This window comes from Ruegeria sp. AI3 (assembly GCF_056541245.1).
The window spans coordinates 96,780-115,326 of the sequence record NZ_JBQFYA010000005.1 but is presented as its reverse complement, the minus strand read 5'-3'; the positions used below and the strand labels follow the sequence as shown (position 1 = coordinate 115,326).

Here is an 18,547-nt window from a genome sequence, read left to right as displayed (position 1 = left end):
TTTGAAACTTAGCCTTTCGTGGCTTGATCTGAACAAAAAGATCTGGCTTTGCACTGAAGGACCAAGTTGAAAAAGTGCCCCTATAGCTCAGCTGGTAGAGCAACTGATTTGTAATCAGTAGGTCCGCGGTTCGAGTCCGTGTGGGGGCACCACTGTTTTCAAAGACTTACGAGGCGATCTCATGCCTAACACTCGCTTCGGGTAAGCGCAGGGTAAGCGAAGGCCGCCATTTTTCCCTTTACATTCGCCTGATGGTTGAATGGCTCTTCAGGCAAGGGAGGAGCGGATGGGACACATCAGGCTTGGCACTTTGCCTCGGTCCAGGAAGTGGCGCGAGGTCGTTGATCTGATCGCAACCAATGCGCCGGTCGAACAGATCGCCGAGGCCGCAGCGGATGCATCCGACAAAGATCTTAAACGGGCGAGTCGTGACCCTCGGTTTCAATTTGTAAGTGATCTTCTGGTGCGGTTGCCTTTGCTTGCGAGGGCCCCTGGCTTCGAAGACGCTTTGGTCGATCTCGGAATCGACAGATCAGAGCTTAACTCTGTGACAGGACTGCTTGCAGGATTGGAACGCGTTGTTGATCGCAACAGTTTTGATCTCCGAGGTTCCTCAGATGCAGGCGAATTGGCGAAGGCCGCGCTCTTGGAAAGCCTTTCCGTTCAGCTGCACGACCGGTTGCCATCGCTGTTTGAACCGACACCGCAAGAAATTCGCCAAGCACTCGCGAGTTTCGCCGTGGGTGATGCATTTGCGAGACTCGCGCGGGATTTCTTTGCCCGGCTGACATACCGCTCTCTAGACTACTATCTGAGCCGGGAACTCGCCAATCACACTGGCGAGGATCGACGCTTTTCAACCGATGCACAGCGAGTGGCATTTCAACAAGCCCTGGCCCAGCACACATTTGAAGTGTCAAGAATCGTCGAAGAATATGCGGGCGGCTGGTATGGCAAAACCGTCTGGCAGAAGCAGGCGCTTGATCGCGATGCAATAGACAAGTTCACAGCTTACGCGTTCAAAAAGATGCGCTCGGAATTTGGGCGCCGTCGCGCCGTTGCCTGAAGTTGAAGTCAGATGGTTGCCGCCCCTGACAAAAAGCGGCGGTGATGAAGTCCTGCGTCTCGACATTGCTGGCCGCGAAGTCGCAATGACGCTACGGATTGGACAATTGAACCGTCAATTGGTCGAGGGATTGCAGGATCGTGTGCTCGATTTGCTGGAGATTGCCGCGCTTGTCTATTGCGCGGACGCGGCAGTCAGCCGTGGTGGTTTGGCAGATCAGAAGATGGGTGAGAAGTGGCACAGACGGTTCGTAGCCACCATGCCGGTACGCGATCTGGATTTCTGGCAACGTGAGAGCGTAATACAGGCTCTGGAAGAAACGTTGATGTTTCTATCCGGCGATCGCTTTGAATTTTCTTTTTCGATCAAAGACGAACCGGATGCAGAGCGATCGCGCTTCTTCAAATTCGGTCGAAATAGTTCATGGAAGCCCCACCGTGTCTTGATGTTTTCCGGCGGGCTCGATTCCTTTGCGGGCGCTGTGGAAGAAATCGTGGAACAGAAGCATCGGGTTGCTTTGGTCAGTCATGCCTCGTCCACGAAAATAGCGCCGGTCCAGAAACGGCTGATCTCAGCGTTGAGCAAACGGTACGGACCGGAAAAGTGCCGTCACATTCCCATGAGCGCCCAGTTGAAGGGTCGATCGACTGCGGAAAGAACGCATCGCACGCGCTCATTCTTGTTCGCGGTACTTGGGTCGATCACTGCAAAGGCCTTCGGACTGGACCGCTTGTCGTTCCATGAAAACGGCGTTGTGAGCCTCAACCTGCCGCCGGTTGGCAGTGTCATTGGAACGCGAGCGACGAGAACGACCCATCCTAAGGCACTCAACCTGTTGACCGGTTTTCTGCAGCTTGTTTTCGAGAACGATATGCGCGTCGACAATCCCTACTTCGCGCGCACTAAAGCTGAAGTCGTGGAGCGCATCTCCCAACTTGGGATGGCAGATCAAATTGTCGAGACGCGCAGTTGCGCGGATGTGCATAATCAAACCAATCAATACTTCCATTGCGGTCGCTGTTCGCAGTGTATCGATCGGCGTTTTGCGATGCTCTCAATAGGGCTTGAACGTTTTGACCCTGAAGATGCGTATCGCGTGGACTTGATGTCGGACGCTCGACCGAACGGCATCGACCGGGAGATGGCGTTGTCCTATGTGCGCAATGCAGTGTTGTTTGAAAACGCCACGCCAGATGCACTGATCCGAAATTTCCCCGTTGTGTTGGATGCGGTCAATTACCTCGACAATCCGCCAGACACAGCCATGGTGATGATCGCAGATTTGCTGAACCGCCACGGCAAGGCGGTCACATCTGTCATGCGCAGAACTCTCGAACGCAAGTCACCCGGTGAGTTCCCTGAACAGAGTTTGCCAAGACTATATGGTGCGATGCAGAGCGCCTTGACCTTGCCGTTCGTACCTGCGGCCTCAGTTGATAAAAACGAGAAACAGCAACTTCCGCTGTCCATAGAAATCGACAAAGCCTCCCGTTTGGTTGTGATCGGCGAACATGTTGAGCTTAAGAAAAATGCCACAGCTGACCTGTTAGTGGTCTTGGCTGAAGAGTGGCTCCGTTCTGCTGGTGAATGTCTCGAACCCATGGACCATCACTGCGTGAAATCTGGCGAACTCGTTGAAAAATTAGGCGTTGAATCCGACGAAGCCGTTAGACGGAGAATTCAGACTGCTCGCAGAACGCTTGCAGGGAGATTGGAGTCCGCTGGCCTGTCAGTTGATAAGCCCCAAGAGTTGATTGAAAATCTCCCTTGGCATGGATACCGGCTTGCTCCCGAGCGCGTGGTCGTTCGGGTGCGTCACCGGAGCTGATCATTCATCAATAACCGCGTCCTCGTCTGGCAACGGTCCACGGCGGCGAAACCGCCCCATCAGTTCGACCTGACGGCCAGGTGAAACAGAACCATAGGAGCTGAACGTCGTCATCACGTCGTCGTGTCCCATGTTCTGCGACCAGGCTTTATAGTCCTCTGGTGTCCTGCAGTGAAGTTTTGCCAGCTCTGCGATCGTATCTCGCACGCGGTGCGGCGAAAACGGTGGCAGCCCGGCGTTAACGAAAGCTTGCTTGAAGATCCTGGCCACAGACGACGGGCCGGCCCACGGCTCGCGCGCGATACCTACTGCCTCAAATCGTCTGGACGGGCCAACAGCTACGCGCGTCTTGGGGAACAGAGGATCCGTGTCCGAGAAAAGATGGTCCTGACGAAGCTCCGTGATCCAGTCTCGCAGAATCCTTTCGTCATCATCACCTAAGGGAAAGAAACTGGTCGTGAAGGACTTTCCAAACTTTGTATCCACGGAACGACCGTCAAACTGCACGCATTTATTGGCTGGATCGACATGACCCAGCCGCAGGGTGATGGCGGCACCTTCACGTGATCCGGTCAAGAAAAGGAAGGCGATCAGGGCGCGGTCACGGCGCTGGACCACTGTTTCTGCAGGCATGTGGGACAACAGGTGGTTTAGTTGTTCAGGGGACGGATGCGGCTTCCACAGGGTGCTTCGACGGGCCTGTTCCGATTTGCGGTCCGGCGTGAGATAGGCGATGTCTGAGCGTGAGATCTTTGACTTGTACCCCGGTTGGTCCGCCATCCAGTCAAAGAGCTTCATTACATCGCGCAACACACCGTTTATCGTGGCAGCCGACAATGGGGCGCCCGTGCGTTCGTTGCGCAAACTTTGCAGATGGCGTTTGAACGCGCGCGCCCTTTCTGAATGAAACGCCCTGTAGTCCTTGCCTTTGAGCCATCTGTCATAGATGGCAATCGACGCTGCAGCTTTGTCGATCGAAGATTGCGACAGCCCCTTTGCGTCCTTCAGCCAGACAAGGTGTTTGCGCTTGATGCGCAGGTTATCCGAGGTGTGTTTTGGCATGGGTCTCGGGCTCCTCTTTCAAGGTCACTTTTGAATGAGTTTCGGTACAGGACACTAATCTTGGGGAGGCTTGTTGAAGTGTGACCTCCAGTTTGGCCTGAATGGCTTCCAGATCTGAACGGCGAATGATCTTGTTCATGACCGCACCGCACGTCGGACAGAGGGCTGTTACGCGGCCGCTGGAAGCTGTTTCCTGAACATAATCCGCAATCTTGCCGTCAGGTTCACGCGGACCTCTGCAACTGAGGCAGTAGCAGTGATGCAATGCCAACTTGCACCGCGCCTTGCGTTGTCTTTGTCCGAGGAAGTTCTTGAGCACATGTCCTTCGATCAACCAAGGCTTGCTGCTGGTATCAGCCGCAAGTCCGTTGTTCCAAATCCAGCGAATGACGGTCTGGCGATGACAGCCCAAAACGTCCGCCACCTCCCAGACTGTGTAGACAAGGTGCGATTTGACTTTGTGTGAGGGGAAGGACTTTGCCATTACACACCCTCCCCGGAAATTGGTCCGCATGTGTTCTGGCAGATCTGGGCCTCTTCATAGGCTTCGATCACGCCTTCATCGTATAAAACGCGCGCGCCGATCTTCAAAAACCTGGGACCCTTTCCGAGCCACCGCCACTGCTCTAGCGTTCGCGGCGACATGTGCCACCGCTCCGCCAGCTGATCTTGTGTCAACTTGGTCACATCAACCTCAACTGTTCTCTGCGGCACGAGGAAGTTCGGTCCGCTTCTGTTGAACAAAGTGAGGGTTCGGAGTTCAGAAATCTGTGGCCACCGCCAATAAAGGCGTGACACATGCCAGGGCTAAATCATTGATATTATGTGACTTGAATCAGAAAGGTGTGACGCATCCGCAAAAATGCGTGACCTTGCCACCCAAATCGCAGGGAGTCAGCGGCTGCAAACGACCCGAAAGCTGACGTTAATCAAAAATGCTTGGAAGACGGCTTCGAGCCCTTTGCAGACTTCTTGCCGCAACCCAGTTTTTGCAACCGCATCAGGCCGCTCGCAGCCCTAATCGGACATTCCAAACTGAACTTTGCAAATCCCTACAAGCGGACATAGCATTAGTTCGCTGCATTTGCTCGAATCTCGGCAATTTCGCCAGTGGTTGGACTAGCATCGAGCTTTCAGCGAGGCCTCTGAATTTTGCCGGTCATTCGCAAGCCATCACGAATGTTCAATCCCATCATCGTGAGGTTTGCTCCCCCAGCGATCAGTTCAATCACCTGAATCGTATAAAACGTGCTGTCGAATTCGCCAGCAGTGGCTTTGCCAGCCAGAAACCAAGCGGCCGGTACGAGGACTAACAAGCCGTTCAGCGCAATGATCGGCATACGGGTTTTCTTGGCTTTTGTAAGCGCATCCTTGCGTTTCCGGCCCATTGCCGTGCCCGATCCGCCAGCAATTGCCATTGCTGGAACTAGAATGAACATACCTTTAAGGATCAATGCTTTGACGGTTGCGACTGTTTCATGGGTCGCAAAGAGTTCGCTAACGACCGTCGATGTCCAAAAAAGCAGGATCATCACAAAACCGATGCCGCCAGCGATGGCGTGAATCTTTGTTTTCATTGCGGTTCCCTCAAATGGGCTTTTTCAAAGGGTTTTGTCAGGCCGTGCAACAATTTGGCACCGCAACCTTTTCGAACAGGTGGGGTGCTGTCACAGCGCTTGAGGGATAGTGGCTGAGCTGCTGCTGAAATTCGGGGATTGAAAACGCGGCGCGGAAATCTGCCACAGACTCCCAAATCGCGTAGTTCAGGTATATACTGCCCTCCCCAACGGCTTTGTGCAGTTGAGTGCTGATGTAACCCGGCTGCTTTTTCATCCATTGGGCATCGCTCCTCCAAGCTTCAACCAAGGCGTTTTGGTCATCGGGATCGACTGTGAAGAGATTGACGAGAACGACGGGTCCAGCGTCGATGCCCAATTGCCGTTCAATGGGAAACTCAGGGTCGAGCGGTTTGAAACTCACCATTTCGGTGCTCCTTGAAAGTGGATTCATTATGGTGTCATGTTGTCATATTTAGGAAGCACCAAACATAATGACAATACGTTGTCAAATGAAATGAGGAATCGACATGCCGGATGCGCGAAGGACTGAAGAAGGAGAAGCCGTGACAGCCTTGATACTGGATGTGTTTCGGTTGAACGGTCGATTGCAGCTTGCCGGTGATCGCCTCGTATCAGAACTTGGTCTAACAAGTGCTCGATGGCAGATTCTTGGTGCCATCGCCTATTCTGATCGACCGGAATCCGTTGCCTGGCATGCACGGACGATGGGCGTTCACCGGCAGGGCGTACAACGGATCATCAATGAATTGAGCAAAGAAGGCATGGTGGAGTTTCAGTCGAACCCACACCACAAGCGGGCGCACTTAGTCGTACTGACCCCAAAGGGGCAGGAGTTGTACGAAGCCGCGATTGCGAGACAAATCCCATGGGTGAATAAACTCTCAGAAGGCCTGTCGCCAGATGACATTGCGACAGCGCAAAATGTTGTTGGCTGTCTCAAGGCACGTCTCGAAGAAGCCGCAACGCGACTAGATCAGAGCCCGACCCAAAGTTGACACTCATACCGAGTGTAGCATCGGTCAATCTGGGCTCGTAGTCGACCTTCGCTACCTCTCGAATAATTGGCTGGAGGCAGCCCGAAGCAGACATTTCCGACTGGACTTTGCAAAGTCCGAAGGACGGAATAGGCGGACTTTCTCGCCTATTTAGAGATCATGCAAACGTCATTCAACTTGAGAACCGGTGTGGTAGCTTGGTCGAGTGAGTTCATGAGATCAGATCAGTCCAATTGGAGAACGACCATGCGTCATTTCAAGTTACTTCGAACATTGCCGAAAGCGACCATAGCCTTTGTGGCTTCAGTATCGATGGCTTGGGGATGTACTGGCATCATGTTGACGGGGCAGGATGGAAGCATCGTTCGCGCTAGGACCGCCGAGTGGGGGCCATTCGATCTTGAGACAAAGATCAACATTATTCCCGGAGGTTTCACGTATTCCGCAGGCGGAATGCCAGATGGGCAAGACGGAGCAAACTGGACGGGTCGTTTTGGGATGGTCGGTATCAGCATGTTGGATCATGGGGCTCCCGCAGATGGGATCAACGAAGCCGGATTGACCGCCGGACTGTTTTATCTGCCCGGCTTTACCGAGTATCAGGACTACGATCCCGACCTAGCTGACAACACGATCCCCGGCGATTTGCTCGCCAGCTATGTTCTTTCCCAGTTTGAGACGGTTGAAGAGGTTGCCACCGGGTTGGCGAATGTCCGTGTGGTCGGGGTCGTGGATGAGACTCTCGGTTTTCCCTTCCCATTTCATATGTTGGTTGCTGACCGGTTCGGCGGAAGGATCGTTGTAGAGTACATTGATGGCGAACTGACGATTTTCGATGCTCCGCTTGGGGTGATCACCAATTCGCCAAACTACGATTGGCACATGACCAACCTAAACAACTACGTAAACCTGTCAGCACTCGGGCTTCCGGAAGTTGAGGCAAGCGGCGTGACCTTCGCGCCCCTTGGCGCCGGGAGCGGCATGATAGGGCTGCCTGGTGACTTCACACCCCCATCCCGCTTTGTCCGTGCAGTCGCCTTTTCACAGACAGCGCGGGAAACGCAAGGTGGCTATGACACCGTGCGCGAGGCGTTCCGTATTCTGGACAACTTCAACATTCCTGCCGATGCCGCTGAGGGTGCCCAAGACGACGTACAATCGGATGACCTGCTTTATAGCGCAACACAGATCACGACCGCTGCGGACTCTCTGAACCTCGTCTACTACTATCACACGATGTACGACAGAACGGTGCACATGGTTGATATGAAGCAGATTGACTTCGAAGCTATGGGAGACGAGATGATCAGCTTTGAAACTAGCGGTGATCGCGAACCCACGTTGGTCGATGTGACCCCAACGAATTGACGCAATACCACGCGGGCCGTGGCGGCATCACCGCTGGCTGCGGCCCAATACAACTTCGGAATAGAGAGTTTGCCGCTCCAGCGAATAAGCGGCGTTAGGATCTAAGTCGCGTTCGCCATTATTCGCACTATTGACTGGAGGCAGCCCGAAGCGGACCTTCATCACCAAGCTTTGCAATCTCTGAGATGCGGGACGAAGCTGACTTTTCAGGTCCGGCTATGCGTTCCTTTCCTAGCAATAAATTTCGTAGGCTCTATCATGCTGGCTTTGCCCCATTGTCGAAGGAAACAACATGTTGCGTTCAATGCTAATCCCCGCAGTTCTCATTGCACCTCATTGTCTGACTGCTGCAGAGAAAGTGTCGGCAACGAACTTCTATGTCGTCAACCAAGAGCAAATTTCCGCGGGCGAGGACGTGTTCTGGAAAGAGGACAACTATGGGACTTATACCGTTGACGAGGGACCAATCGATCCTGGTTTTGTCCGGTGCGTGGGCTCGGGTTTCGGCGGACCCAGCGGTGTCAGCGGCGGTGGCGTCTGTGTTTATGGTGAAGAAGAGGACACGTTCACCATGAGATGGGAGGTTGTTGCCTTCGGCGTCAACAACTGGCGGATAGTTTCCTCTACCGGCAAATATTCGGGGATGACTGGAAGTGGAACGACCAAAACACGTGTGGCGTCAAAATTCCTGGCGCTACCGCACCGTATTTCTGACTGGGAAGGCGAGGTTGCCTTGCCCGCTAGGGATTGAAACTCGAACTGAAATGGTCGGGGATGATGCTGATTTGAAAGGTTGGCAAAGCCCGCATTGGGCTCGCTGCTGTCGTTCGCTGTGATCTGTCCGAGGGACTGCTATGCGGACATAGCTGCCGTCCACTTAGCACAAGGCAATGACCGCTCCCAGTCCAAAGAGGGCACCAAAATGTACTGCGCTAAGTAGGCTCGCGCACAAAACGCAAAGCTGGACTCAGGCAATTTCTTTGAAATCACAATTGATTTTGCAGCGAATGGCTCGGCAAAAACGCAAAAGATCCAGTGTCAAATTTTGATTCAGCTGTTTTTCTCAATAGTGTTGGAAAGCAGAAAATTATTGATCGCAAGTCGCCAATCATAAGGGTCAAGGTTGCAGAATGAAACTCTCGTATCTCCTTCACGGTCACGTAACCCATCAACTTTACTGGCGATCACATTGCGCTTCGCGGCAAGCGCTTCGTCCAGCACAAGTCCATAAGCCTCCCAACGCGAGGGAATCGCAATGATATCGACGGCTTGATAAGCCTCTGCTGGATCTTTGGCATGACCCCTAAATTCGATGCGCAGGTCACCCTCTGCCAACGCCTCAAGGTATGAACGCTGACCGCCTTCGCCAAAGATCAACAAGCGCGCCTCCGGCGTTCGGGTTGACCGAAAACCCTGGATCAGGATGTCGAACCCTTTCTGCTGTTCCAAACGCCCGATGGCACCAATTGTGGTCCTTGACTTGGGAGGTATCGCCTTTCGTGACAAGCGCTCAAGATCAACGGTTGGAGGAATGACGATCAGCTTTTCCGAAGTAGCCAGGCGTCGTTCCTTCATCCAGTCCGACTGCGCATGGCTGACCGCGACCACCTGATCGAAGAAGGAATAGATCACCCGCAGCATCGCAAAGAACCGACGTTTGTGTGGGACATTCAGGGTGGTGAATGCCCGGGTGTAACTGTGTTCGACATGGACCAGTCGAGTGTCCAGATGCATTGCGCGAAGCGATGAGAACGCGGGCAGGCTTCTCCAACTTGGTACGACGTGGGACACGATGACATCCGCATTCAGTTTGCCCCAAGAAAACGCGGTCCGTTTGACTTTCAACACCTTTTGCTCGACCGCGCCGGACAGATCTGACTGCGCCAAAAGATGGTCGAGCATCCGCATCACGCCACCCGCTGTGGTGTCGTCTACCAGGTGGAGGATCTTTTTCTGTTCCATGATGGCGCCTCTCTCAGATCGATTGCAGTTTGGATTTCATTTGTCCCAGCCGTGTGATCGGGCCGGGTCCAAACGTTTTCAACACAAGGGCTGCGGCGAAAGTGCTGAACGATTTCAGAGGTTCCTGCAGCACCGGGCTGGGACTTTCCTGAACGCTTCGCACAAACAACTCCCAAGCTGTGTCCCGGTCTAGGTTGGTGATGGCCCGCCGCGCCAGATAACGCAGCTGATAAGCACGAGCTGAGGGTTCGTGCCGGGCAAAGAACTCAGGGTTCAGCGGGCGCAGCTTCGCGACCATCCGCTCCCACGCTTCCAACTGGCGATCCAAAGCCGCCGAAAGCCCGCCTGCATTGATCCGGTAGTGGGTCAGAAGCCCCGGAACGCCTTCGATCTGCCAATCGGTCTTCAACATCAACCGCATCCAGCATTCGATATCTTCGGACTGCCGGAAGGTCTCATCGAAGACCCAATCCCGCTGGGTTTCAAAGCTCGGACGGTAGGCCAGAGCCTCCAGCACCGTCTTTCGAATAACGGCCGCCGATCCATTACCGATTGGGTTGCGGTTCAGAACATGTGCTGCGGTCACATCCTTCAGGCGGGGTGCTTGTTTGATCCCCATCGCGCACCCCGCCTCGTCGATCAAGGCACTGCCGGAGTAACTAACCCCCACATCCGGTGCGGCCTTGAGATGGTGAATATGAGCCGCCAGCTTCTCGGGCATCCACAGATCGTCGGCGTCGCAAAAGCCGATGAACGTACCCCGCGCGGCAGCGATGCCGGTATTTCTGGCCCCCGCCAGCCCGCGATTGGCTTGCCCGACAAGTCGTACGCGCGGGTCGCATTGGTGCGTGCGGGCAATCCCGGCGGTCGCGTCCTGCGATCCATCATCGACGATGATGATTTCGAAATCGTCATAGGTTTGCGCCTGCAGTGCGGCGAGCGTTTCGGCCAAGGTTGCTTCGGCGTTGTAGGCGGGTACGACGATGGATGCTGTGGGCATGGTGATCTCCTTCAGAATTCTCATGAAAACAACGCGCGTTTGATCGCTTGCGGCAGGATCGGGGCCAGCGCGGCCCCTGCGGCGGTAGGCAGTCCTCGGCGCAGGGGCAGCAGGAAACCGCGCGCATGCAGACTCAAGCCTTTGCCTGTGTAAGACAGCGCCTGACCCTGATGTCCCAACCGCAGCGCTCGGCGGGCGAGATAGCGCAGATAGACGGCCTCGGACGACCGGGACGGGAATACGCCATATGATGCGGCTGTTTTGACCGCGTAGGCCCGCCCAGCGCGCATTGCGTTCAAGTCCGAGGACAAGCCCCCGGTGCTGGTGCGATACCAGACTTGGAACTGATTGACCCCTTTGATGGTGAACCCTTCGCCTGCGACGCGGATCAGCAGTTCCAAATCTTCGTTATGCACCGTTCTCGTGTCCAACCCGCCGACCTCGTTGAAGACCTCACGGCGGATCGAAAGATTGGACATGGTGCAGACCGGGTTCTCAGCCAAAAGGTCCTGAATGGTCAGGGGTGCGTCAGGAACGGTCGAACCTGTCTGAGAATCTCCGGGCCGATCCGTGAAGAACCGGATCTGCCCAAAAACAGCATCCGTCGAGGAGGATTGGAAGGTTTCGTTTAGCTGCGCCAGCTTGTCCTTGTGCCACAGATCATCCGCGTCGCAGAACGCCAGTATGTCTCCCTTGGCCAGTTCGGCCCCATAGTTGCGGGCAACGCTTGGGCCATCGAAGGGGCTGCTGGCGACCCGGATACGGTGGTCTTGCGCAATGTGATATAGCACGATGGACAGGCACGCGCTTGAAGGACGGTCGCCGACGCAGATCGCCTCCCAATTCGTGAAGCTTTGCGCGCGAATGCTGGTCAGCGTGTCGGCAATTGTATCCGCATCGGTGTGAAACGGCACGATAATCGTAAAGTTGGTCATTGGAAGCCGAGCCTTTCTGTTGTTTTGTGATCCCGAGGCAGCAGAACCCAAGAGGCCGTTAGCATCACGGCAGCACTCGTAAGCAGGTACCCGGTCGCCACTGGCATCAGCCCGAAAGGCGCTATGATCGCGGTGTTGAGGATCAATGCGAAGGCCAAGGCCGCGCTGACCCATAGCTCGGTAACCGCGCGGTTCTCGGACCGCAGCCATCCGGCCACGGCTGACCAGATGACGCTGGGCAATGCGGCAAGGCACAAGACCGAGACTACCGGTGAAATCTGTTGCCACTCGGCCCCTAGCAGCAGCGGCACATAGACCGGCGCAAGCGCGGCTTGCAGCAAAACCAACGGGCTCAGCACCAGGAGGGACGTGCCGAGCCCATGACGCAGCGCCTTGGTTTTATCCAGGGCTGCGCAAAGATGTGGGAAAAGAACAACTGAAAAGGCCTGCGTGAAAGATGTCGCCAAGCCGAGCCCAGCGTTGAAAGCCATGAAGTAGATGCCAAGGCTCTCGGCCCCCAGCATCGCGCCGACGACAAGCTTGTCGGCCTGGAGACGCAGAACTTTGACTATCTCGACGCCCAGAACGGCCCAGCCGAACCCAACAAAGGGGCGAAGAGCGGCAAATCCTTGTTTGGTGTCCAACGCCCAGGGACGCAGGCGGCGCATCAGGACCAGCCAGATCGGAGCAGCCAGCAAGCGGGGCAGCACCAAAGCCAGCGGCGAGGCCCAGAGCAGCGCCAGTAGCGCCGCCATGACATTCGCTCCAACCACCTGCCCTCCGGCAATGGCGGCGGTCTGCTGCAGCTTGCCCTCACGCATCGCAAGCGAGGCCTGTACTAGACCGGCGGGCATGAACAGGTACTCTCCCGCCAGAATGGCGAGCAGCAGCGCCAGCGTCTCGTGCCCTATCGCGTAGAGGAACGCAGCGATAGCCAGCTGCAGCGAAAACAGCGCCCCGCACCAGACCCAGAAGATGCGATGCGCAGTGTTGCAGCGCTGTTCCAACTCAGCCTGAGGGGCTTGGATGATCCTCTGCCCTACGCCGTTCTCGGTCAGCGCCTTGAGGATATCCCCTGCCGCAAGGGCAGCAGCAGCCAGACCGATTGCCTCGGGGCTGAGGCTGCGGGCCACGACAACAACGACCACAAGGCGCGACGCCTTTGCAGCCACTTCGGACGCCGCATAGGCCAGCAGGTGCCGCAAAAAACCGGAATGTGCCAATTGCTGAGTCATGTCGCCAAATGTCCAAAAACAGTGTTGGGATCAGTTCTAATTGGCCGCGACTTCCCTGTCCCAGACGCGGGCGGACAGCCAGACGAACCATCCGGCGAGGGCCCTATCCGAATGGGATAAACGGCAATCCCGATGCCGGTCTGACGCATATCAAGACACTGCCGTAGCTGTAGATGCAGTTCAGGAGAGTTCAAAATGACACAACATTTCAAAGTTTTGGTATTAGGAGCCGTCAGCGCGATTGCTCTGTCGGGTTGCAGCAGCATGAAGACCCCGCGCAACATCGAACCCGTCGCAAAAGGCGACAGCTATCAGGCGCAGTACCGTGCCCCCTCGCGGCGCCGGGCAAATGCACCTTTGCTGCAAGCGGAACATATGAATGGACGCGCCTGTATGCCTCAGACCGGGGATCAGGGCGCAAGTGCTTTTGCCAAATGGTCACAGCCCGCGCTTAGCCCATTGTTGGGCGAGAAGCTTTCGCGCAATGACATGGTGCAGATCACCATCGACGGGGATGAGCTTCTCAGCGACACCTATGTTGTGTCCCGCGATGGCGATCTGAAGCTGCCCTACCTACCGCCGGTGCGTGCGCAGGGTCGTACGACCGAGCAGGTAGAGCGGGATGTCGCCCGCGTTCTAGTGGCGGCACAGTTCTATGACAGTACCCCGCGTGTCACGGCGCGCATCAGCGATTTCGCCTCGGTTACTGTCGGCGTGAAAGGCGCAGTGTTTGAGCCCCACTCGGTCGAGATCGGAGGCACCCCAGGCGACTCACTGGATCGAGGACGCCAGGGTGTGCTGGGCGCCTCGACCGAGGCGCGCAACCTCTCGGTCGCCATTCGCGCTGCCGGAGGTGTGCGCCCTGATGCGGATCTGTCAGCGGTCGAACTGCACCGGCAAGGCACGATCTACCGGCTGGACCTACGCGGCGTGTTCGAAGGCTCAGACCCGACCGACATCATGCTGCTGACCGGGGATCAGATCGTGGTCAACAGCCGAGGGTGTTTCCAGGATGATCTTATGCGCCCCAGCCCGATCAGCCCGCCCGGCGTGACGCTTTACATGTCCAACCTCACACAACCTGCAACTGGCAACGCAGAGTCGGCTATTGGACGCGACGTGCGTGAGGTACCCTATGGCACGCGCTACCTGCAGGCCGTCGTCGATACCAATTGCGTCGGCGGAGCCAAGACAACCAACGCCAATCGCAGCGCGGTCCTGTTCACCCGCAACCCGATGACCGGGAACTCGATCGTCATTGAACGCAACATCGAAAAGCTGCTGCGACGCGGGGATCGGGATGACTATGACCCCTATGTTTTGCCGGGTGATGCGATCGCCTGCTACGACAGCAAGGCAACCGGCCTAACCGAGGTCGCCCGCGCGGTTGGCATCGTCGGCGCAGCGGCACTGCTAGCCCCCTAATTCAATCCCGAGCGGGCGATGCTTTCGCCCGCTCCCAAGCGGTAGAAACTGCGGCGAGTTTGTCAGTAATGTCTTTGTGTTCTTTGACCGCAGTCTCTACCGCAATTAACGCCTCGCGAAATTCTTCCGCGCCGAAGGTTGCCGCGCTGCCAGCCAGTTTGTGACAAGCCTGAGCGATTTGGGTCAAATCTGACTGGTCAATGGCACCGGTTTCGAGCTGTTCAACGAACTCATCCCCTTCGACAATGAACTTGGCATACAGACGGCCAAAGACTTCGGGCCCGAGGCTGTCTCTTAACTCAGCCAACGGATCAGGCTGCGCATGCCCTGAAATCTGGCCGTCGGTTCGGGTGACCACCGAAAGCGCCTTGCGCAGAGCATCAAGCGAGATTGGTTTGCCAATGAAAGCTGTCATGCCAGCGGCACGAAAGGTTTCGACCGCGTCTGGCAGGACATTGGCCGACACTGCGATAATCGGCACATCTGTCGACTGCCCCTGGCCATTGCGGATGTGGCGTGCAGCGGTTGGTCCATCCATCACCGGCATGCTGATATCCATCAGGATCGCGTCGAACCGCTGACTGCTGGCCTTTTCGACGCCGACCTGCCCGTTTTCCGCTGTCGTTACACTATGACCGTCCAGCGCCAGCATGTTGCAGATGACCTCGAGGTTGATCTCGTTGTCTTCGACCACCAACAAGCTCAGCGGGAGAGCGGTCTCGGTATTGATCTGAGCAGCTTCTAGCAGTTGGTCGCGCGCTGACGGCTGTAACGGTATCCGCAGCCAAAAAACGCTTCCTTCGCCCAATGTGCTTTCCGCCCCCACCTCACCCCCCATGGCCTGCGCGAACCTACGGGCAATTCCCAGGCCAAGCCCAGTTCCTCCGACCGTGCGACCGATAGAGGGATCGCTGGTGTAGAAGTCATCAAAAATGGCGTCGATCTCATCATCGGCGATGCCAACCCCGGTGTCGATCACACGCACTTCGTAGACATGTGCCTTACTCTGATCTGCCGGTTCACATCTTTCGACCTCGATCGACACACGGCCATTTTCGGTAAATTTGATTGCATTACCGACAAGGTTCAACAGAATTTGCCGCAACCTTTGCGCATCAGTCGCGACATGCGGATAGGCACCTCCTACCCATTGCCACGAGATTGAGTTGCCGCGCGAGGCCGCATTGCCGCTTTGACCATCCACCAGGTCCTGCAGCATCGCGTTCAGGTCGGTTGGCTCGTGCGCGACTGACAGCTTGCCGGCCTCGAACCGAGCAATATCCAGCACCGCATCCACATGATTTTGCAGAACCTGGCCCGATATCTCCATGTTGCGGACAAACTGAGACTGCTGTTTAGTCGTGCGTGTATTCTTGAGAAGGGTGAGGTTGCCCAGCAGCCCGTTTAACGGGGTTCTGATCTCATGGCTCATTACAGTCAGAAAATCCGACTTGGCCTTTTCCCCGGCAAGGGCACGGTCGCGGGCCGAGACAAGCTCTTTCTGATCCGCAACGCTTTGTGAGATATCGCGGACGAAACCGATTACGATTTCCTCGTCTCCGGCCCGGGCGGATTGCAACGCAAGTTCGACGGGAAAGACCTCACCATTCTTGCGCATCGCCTCAAGCTGGACGCGACCTTTGCCGACGACGTGGCGGTCTCCTCCGCTCTGCATCCGCTCCATGCCTTGGTTGTGGGCCTCGCGTAGATGCGAAGGTACAATCAATTCACCGATCGAATGCCCTTTGGCCTCTGCCTCGGAATACCCGAAAATTGCTTGTGCAGCCGCGTTGAACTCCAGCACTGTGCCGGCGGCGTTCACCACGATCACGGCATCCAATGAGGTCGAAAGGATCGTATTCATGCGTTGGTTTGCCTGCTGAATCGCCTGCCCCCGCCGATCAGCTTTGCGGTTGACCACCAAGAGGTATGCGCTGACCGCAGTCAGCGTCAGAAATAACCCACCGGACAAAACGGCCAGTTGAAACAGGCTGAGCGCGGTTTCCTCACGGCGCTGATCCGACTGGCTTGCAAAGTACGAGATCGCCGAGACCGAAAGTTCGCGCACCCGCGGAGCGATCCCCTGCGCACCGTCATAGAGATTTGACAGCCCAGCAATCAGGCCTGGGTTCTCAGCGTCGATTGTAGGCACCGAGGCCTTCAGATAGGCGGAGACGTCGTTCAGAGGTTCAGCGAATTTCGGGTCACTTCGCAGCGTTTCAAACAAACGCGAGGTGTCAAGAATGTCGATACGACTATACAAAAGATCGAAACGGCGGCGGACAAGGTCCAGGTTTTCAAGACTTGGCCCTGCATCCGATACACCCGCCTCAAGCGCGTTGAGGTAGAACAGGAACTCGACCTCGACCTGCGTTAGCGTCCATTGCACGTTATCTGTCCGAGCTGACTGCCGGTCGCGCAGGTCGGATATCACCTTGGCGGACAGCAACAAAACCAAAGCAAGGGCACCCAGAACGGCGATGCCGATGAGCCCGAAAGCCCACCGGCGCCGCGAGTGGTTTTGGAAATTTCTTGTCAATGTCTGGCCCGTATCGCCCACTTCATACCGAATTGTAACCCCACGCTATTTAACGATTTCCAACCTGTCGAGTTGCCAAATACTGCGAGAGTAAATCACCTCTGTCTGGTACTTGGTATCACTGTCATAGGGATATACGATCCAAAGCGGACCCTTCTGTCGCCGGGACATCGCTGCACCGTCCATCTCATAGGCGACAATCGGGTCCTTTGCCGAGATCGACTCCACAGGGATCTCAACCGCGTAGTCGTTGATCGCCGTCGCCCGGATCGTCTCGCCCTCTGCTCCGATCCGTTCCAGCAAGACAGACAGGGGCACGCCAACAAAGCTGGTCTCGCCTTCAGTCCAGATCGTCGATGTTTCAAAACTTCGCTGCGGCATCGCCTTCAACATTTCCATATCGAACTGCGCCGCCCCGTCGGGCCCGGTCTGTGCGATATTGCCAGAAATGGTCAGCACGACCTCTCCTGCCGGGGTCGCCAAATCTTCGGCTTTCGCAGACGTCAGGCAAAAAGTGAACACCGCTGTGAGGATCGCAAAAACCAGACGCATCTTAGTCTCCATTTCTTTGGCCTTAAGAAACCAGAAAGTGGTCCACAGCGACAGATGGGCATGGGGATACGCGCCTATCCGAACGGATAGGTGCGCAGGTCTCATGCGGCTGCAGACAGCAGGTTCATGCGCTGATGCAACATGGATTTGAACCCCTCCCGCAACTCCACACGTTGCAACGCAAAGACGGTGGTTGCTTCAAGATAACCGGCGACCGACCCACAATCGAAGCGCTCTCCCTCAAACGCGAACCCGTGGCATCCGGTCCTTTCGATATCCGCCGCAATCGCATCGGTCAGTTGGATCTCCTTGCCCGCGCCGGGTACTAATCCTTCCAGCTGATCGAAAATCGACGGGTGCAGTAGATACCGCCCGACAATGCCAAACTCTGACGGAGCCTGATCGGACGAGGGCTTTTCGACCAACCCTTTCAGATGCTGCACCTGCCCAGCCCTATGCGCGATATCGACCACGCCATAGGCGCTGATCCGGTCGGATGGAACCTCTTCGGTCGCGATCATGTGTCTGCCTTCAAAGTTCTGGACCATTTGCGCCAGGACCGGGCGCTGCGCGTGGATCACATCATCCGGCAGGATCACCGCGAAGGGTTCATCACCGACAATGTCACGTGCCAGAGAGACTGCGTGGCCCAGTCCGCGTGGGCTGTCTTGTTGGATAAAACTGTATGCCTCATCCTCAAGATTCGTGCGGCGCAAACGGTTCAGCAGGGTGGTTTTGCCGCCATCCTTCAGTTTGCGCTCCAGCCCCGGGTTCCGCCCAAAATACGTCTCCAGCGCGGATTGGCCAGTTGACGTGATAAAGATGAATTCAACAATCCCGGCGGCGCGGGCCTCGTCCACTGCATATTGGATCAAGGGGCGGTCGATCAACGGCAGCATTTCCTTGGTCACCGATTTGGTGGCCGGCAGAAACCTTGTGCCCAGACCTGCGACCGGGAAAACAGCTTTGCGAATACGGGTCATTTCAATGCTCCTAGGAT

Annotated in this window: 17 protein-coding genes and 1 tRNA gene; 7 read left to right on the top strand and 11 right to left on the bottom strand. The window is 56.1% G+C overall.

Annotated elements, in window-relative coordinates:
- Window positions 1–76: 76 nt before the first annotated feature.
- From ACRZ95_RS09930 to ACRZ95_RS09920, 3 genes are all read left to right on the top strand, one after another.
- Window positions 77–152 (top strand) — tRNA-Thr (locus tag ACRZ95_RS09930).
- Between the two features lie 395 nt (window positions 153–547).
- The gene (locus ACRZ95_RS09925; RefSeq protein WP_480554895.1) at window positions 548–1,066 is read left to right on the top strand and encodes a hypothetical protein; all 519 of its coding nucleotides are present in this window, start codon (window positions 548–550) and stop codon (window positions 1,064–1,066) included.
- Entirely contained in the window at window positions 1,041–2,894 is a 1,854-nt protein-coding gene (locus ACRZ95_RS09920; RefSeq protein WP_480554893.1) for a 7-cyano-7-deazaguanine synthase, read from the top strand. Before ACRZ95_RS09925 ends, ACRZ95_RS09920 begins: the two co-directional genes overlap by 26 nt.
- On the opposite strand, the gene ACRZ95_RS09915 is transcribed toward ACRZ95_RS09920, so the two are convergent.
- The 4 genes from ACRZ95_RS09915 to ACRZ95_RS09900 all read right to left on the bottom strand — a co-directional run bounded on the left by ACRZ95_RS09915 (window position 2,895) and on the right by ACRZ95_RS09900 (window position 5,939).
- Window positions 2,895–3,956 carry a site-specific integrase gene (locus ACRZ95_RS09915; protein ID WP_170678406.1) on the bottom strand — a complete coding sequence of 354 codons (1,062 nt, stop codon included), beginning with the start codon at window positions 3,954–3,956 and terminating at the stop codon, window positions 2,895–2,897.
- Entirely contained in the window at window positions 3,934–4,440 is a 507-nt protein-coding gene (locus tag ACRZ95_RS09910) for a helix-turn-helix domain-containing protein (RefSeq protein ID WP_170678404.1), read from the bottom strand. Before ACRZ95_RS09910 ends, ACRZ95_RS09915 begins: the two co-directional genes overlap by 23 nt.
- A 649-nt stretch (window positions 4,441–5,089) precedes the next feature.
- Window positions 5,090–5,533, bottom strand: a complete 444-nt coding sequence (locus ACRZ95_RS09905; protein WP_170678402.1) for a hypothetical protein — start codon at window positions 5,531–5,533, stop codon at window positions 5,090–5,092.
- Window positions 5,534–5,570: 37 nt separating this feature from the next.
- A complete protein-coding gene (locus ACRZ95_RS09900; protein WP_170678400.1) occupies window positions 5,571–5,939 on the bottom strand; it encodes an antibiotic biosynthesis monooxygenase family protein in 369 nt (122 codons plus the stop codon).
- 103 nt (window positions 5,940–6,042) lie between these two features.
- On the opposite strand from ACRZ95_RS09900, the gene ACRZ95_RS09895 reads away from it, so the two are divergent.
- The 3 genes from ACRZ95_RS09895 (at window position 6,043) to ACRZ95_RS09885 (ending at window position 8,650) form a co-directional block, all read left to right on the top strand.
- Window positions 6,043–6,531 (top strand): MarR family winged helix-turn-helix transcriptional regulator, encoded by a 489-nt coding sequence (locus ACRZ95_RS09895; protein WP_170644368.1) that lies wholly within the window; start codon window positions 6,043–6,045, stop codon window positions 6,529–6,531.
- A gap of 246 nt (window positions 6,532–6,777) precedes the next feature.
- The gene (locus ACRZ95_RS09890; RefSeq protein ID WP_170644371.1) at window positions 6,778–7,899 is read left to right on the top strand and encodes a linear amide C-N hydrolase; all 1,122 of its coding nucleotides are present in this window, start codon (window positions 6,778–6,780) and stop codon (window positions 7,897–7,899) included.
- Between the two features lie 292 nt (window positions 7,900–8,191).
- On the top strand, window positions 8,192–8,650 hold the full coding sequence (locus ACRZ95_RS09885) for a hypothetical protein (protein WP_170644373.1): 459 nt from the start codon (window positions 8,192–8,194) through the stop codon (window positions 8,648–8,650).
- A gap of 299 nt (window positions 8,651–8,949) precedes the next feature.
- Here ACRZ95_RS09885 and ACRZ95_RS09880 read toward each other — a convergent pair whose 3' ends face one another.
- Genes ACRZ95_RS09880 through ACRZ95_RS09865 form a run of 4 tightly spaced genes read right to left on the bottom strand, consistent with a single transcriptional unit; the run spans window position 8,950 to window position 13,031 of the window.
- Window positions 8,950–9,861: a glycosyltransferase family 4 protein gene (locus ACRZ95_RS09880; RefSeq protein ID WP_170678398.1), complete on the bottom strand. Its 912-nt coding sequence runs from the start codon at window positions 9,859–9,861 to the stop codon at window positions 8,950–8,952.
- A gap of 13 nt (window positions 9,862–9,874) precedes the next feature.
- On the bottom strand, window positions 9,875–10,861 hold the full coding sequence (locus tag ACRZ95_RS09875; protein ID WP_170678396.1) for a glycosyltransferase family 2 protein: 987 nt from the start codon (window positions 10,859–10,861) through the stop codon (window positions 9,875–9,877).
- A gap of 20 nt (window positions 10,862–10,881) precedes the next feature.
- Window positions 10,882–11,796 carry a glycosyltransferase gene (locus tag ACRZ95_RS09870; protein WP_170375782.1) on the bottom strand — a complete coding sequence of 305 codons (915 nt, stop codon included), beginning with the start codon at window positions 11,794–11,796 and terminating at the stop codon, window positions 10,882–10,884.
- Complete coding sequence (locus ACRZ95_RS09865) at window positions 11,793–13,031, bottom strand: oligosaccharide flippase family protein (RefSeq protein ID WP_170678394.1); 1,239 nt, start codon at window positions 13,029–13,031, stop codon at window positions 11,793–11,795. Before ACRZ95_RS09865 ends, ACRZ95_RS09870 begins: the two co-directional genes overlap by 4 nt.
- A gap of 195 nt (window positions 13,032–13,226) precedes the next feature.
- Between ACRZ95_RS09865 and ACRZ95_RS09860 the strand changes: the two genes are divergently transcribed.
- Window positions 13,227–14,456: a polysaccharide biosynthesis/export family protein gene (locus ACRZ95_RS09860; protein WP_170678392.1), complete on the top strand. Its 1,230-nt coding sequence runs from the start codon at window positions 13,227–13,229 to the stop codon at window positions 14,454–14,456.
- A gap of 1 nt (window position 14,457) precedes the next feature.
- Here ACRZ95_RS09860 and ACRZ95_RS09855 read toward each other — a convergent pair whose 3' ends face one another.
- From ACRZ95_RS09855 to ACRZ95_RS09845, 3 genes are all read right to left on the bottom strand, one after another.
- Complete coding sequence (locus tag ACRZ95_RS09855) at window positions 14,458–16,995, bottom strand: ATP-binding protein (RefSeq protein ID WP_480554890.1); 2,538 nt, start codon at window positions 16,993–16,995, stop codon at window positions 14,458–14,460.
- A gap of 45 nt (window positions 16,996–17,040) precedes the next feature.
- A complete protein-coding gene (locus ACRZ95_RS09850) occupies window positions 17,041–17,547 on the bottom strand; it encodes a molybdopterin-dependent oxidoreductase (protein ID WP_170678388.1) in 507 nt (168 codons plus the stop codon).
- Between the two features lie 101 nt (window positions 17,548–17,648).
- Window positions 17,649–18,530: a UTP--glucose-1-phosphate uridylyltransferase gene (locus ACRZ95_RS09845; RefSeq protein ID WP_170678386.1), complete on the bottom strand. Its 882-nt coding sequence runs from the start codon at window positions 18,528–18,530 to the stop codon at window positions 17,649–17,651.
- Window positions 18,531–18,547 lie beyond the last annotated feature (17 nt).

Excerpts from the sequence above, each read along its gene's own strand:
- ACRZ95_RS09905 (WP_170678402.1), bottom strand. The coding sequence starts at position 5,533 with ATGAAAACAAAGATTCACGCCATCGCTGGCGGCATCGGTTTTGTGATG.
- ACRZ95_RS09870 (WP_170375782.1), bottom strand. The coding sequence starts at position 11,796 with ATGACCAACTTTACGATTATCGTGCCGTTTCACACCGATGCGGATACA.
- ACRZ95_RS09900 (WP_170678400.1), bottom strand. The coding sequence starts at position 5,939 with ATGGTGAGTTTCAAACCGCTCGACCCTGAGTTTCCCATTGAACGGCAA.
- ACRZ95_RS09850 (WP_170678388.1), bottom strand. The coding sequence starts at position 17,547 with ATGCGTCTGGTTTTTGCGATCCTCACAGCGGTGTTCACTTTTTGCCTG.
- ACRZ95_RS09880 (WP_170678398.1), bottom strand. The coding sequence starts at position 9,861 with ATGGAACAGAAAAAGATCCTCCACCTGGTAGACGACACCACAGCGGGT.
- ACRZ95_RS09865 (WP_170678394.1), bottom strand. The coding sequence starts at position 13,031 with ATGACTCAGCAATTGGCACATTCCGGTTTTTTGCGGCACCTGCTGGCC.
- ACRZ95_RS09895 (WP_170644368.1), top strand. The coding sequence starts at position 6,043 with ATGCCGGATGCGCGAAGGACTGAAGAAGGAGAAGCCGTGACAGCCTTG.
- ACRZ95_RS09875 (WP_170678396.1), bottom strand. The coding sequence starts at position 10,861 with ATGCCCACAGCATCCATCGTCGTACCCGCCTACAACGCCGAAGCAACC.
- ACRZ95_RS09915 (WP_170678406.1), bottom strand. The coding sequence starts at position 3,956 with ATGCCAAAACACACCTCGGATAACCTGCGCATCAAGCGCAAACACCTT.
- ACRZ95_RS09910 (WP_170678404.1), bottom strand. The coding sequence starts at position 4,440 with ATGGCAAAGTCCTTCCCCTCACACAAAGTCAAATCGCACCTTGTCTAC.
- ACRZ95_RS09845 (WP_170678386.1), bottom strand. The coding sequence starts at position 18,530 with ATGACCCGTATTCGCAAAGCTGTTTTCCCGGTCGCAGGTCTGGGCACA.
- ACRZ95_RS09860 (WP_170678392.1), top strand. The coding sequence starts at position 13,227 with ATGACACAACATTTCAAAGTTTTGGTATTAGGAGCCGTCAGCGCGATT.
- ACRZ95_RS09885 (WP_170644373.1), top strand. The coding sequence starts at position 8,192 with ATGTTGCGTTCAATGCTAATCCCCGCAGTTCTCATTGCACCTCATTGT.
- ACRZ95_RS09890 (WP_170644371.1), top strand. The coding sequence starts at position 6,778 with ATGCGTCATTTCAAGTTACTTCGAACATTGCCGAAAGCGACCATAGCC.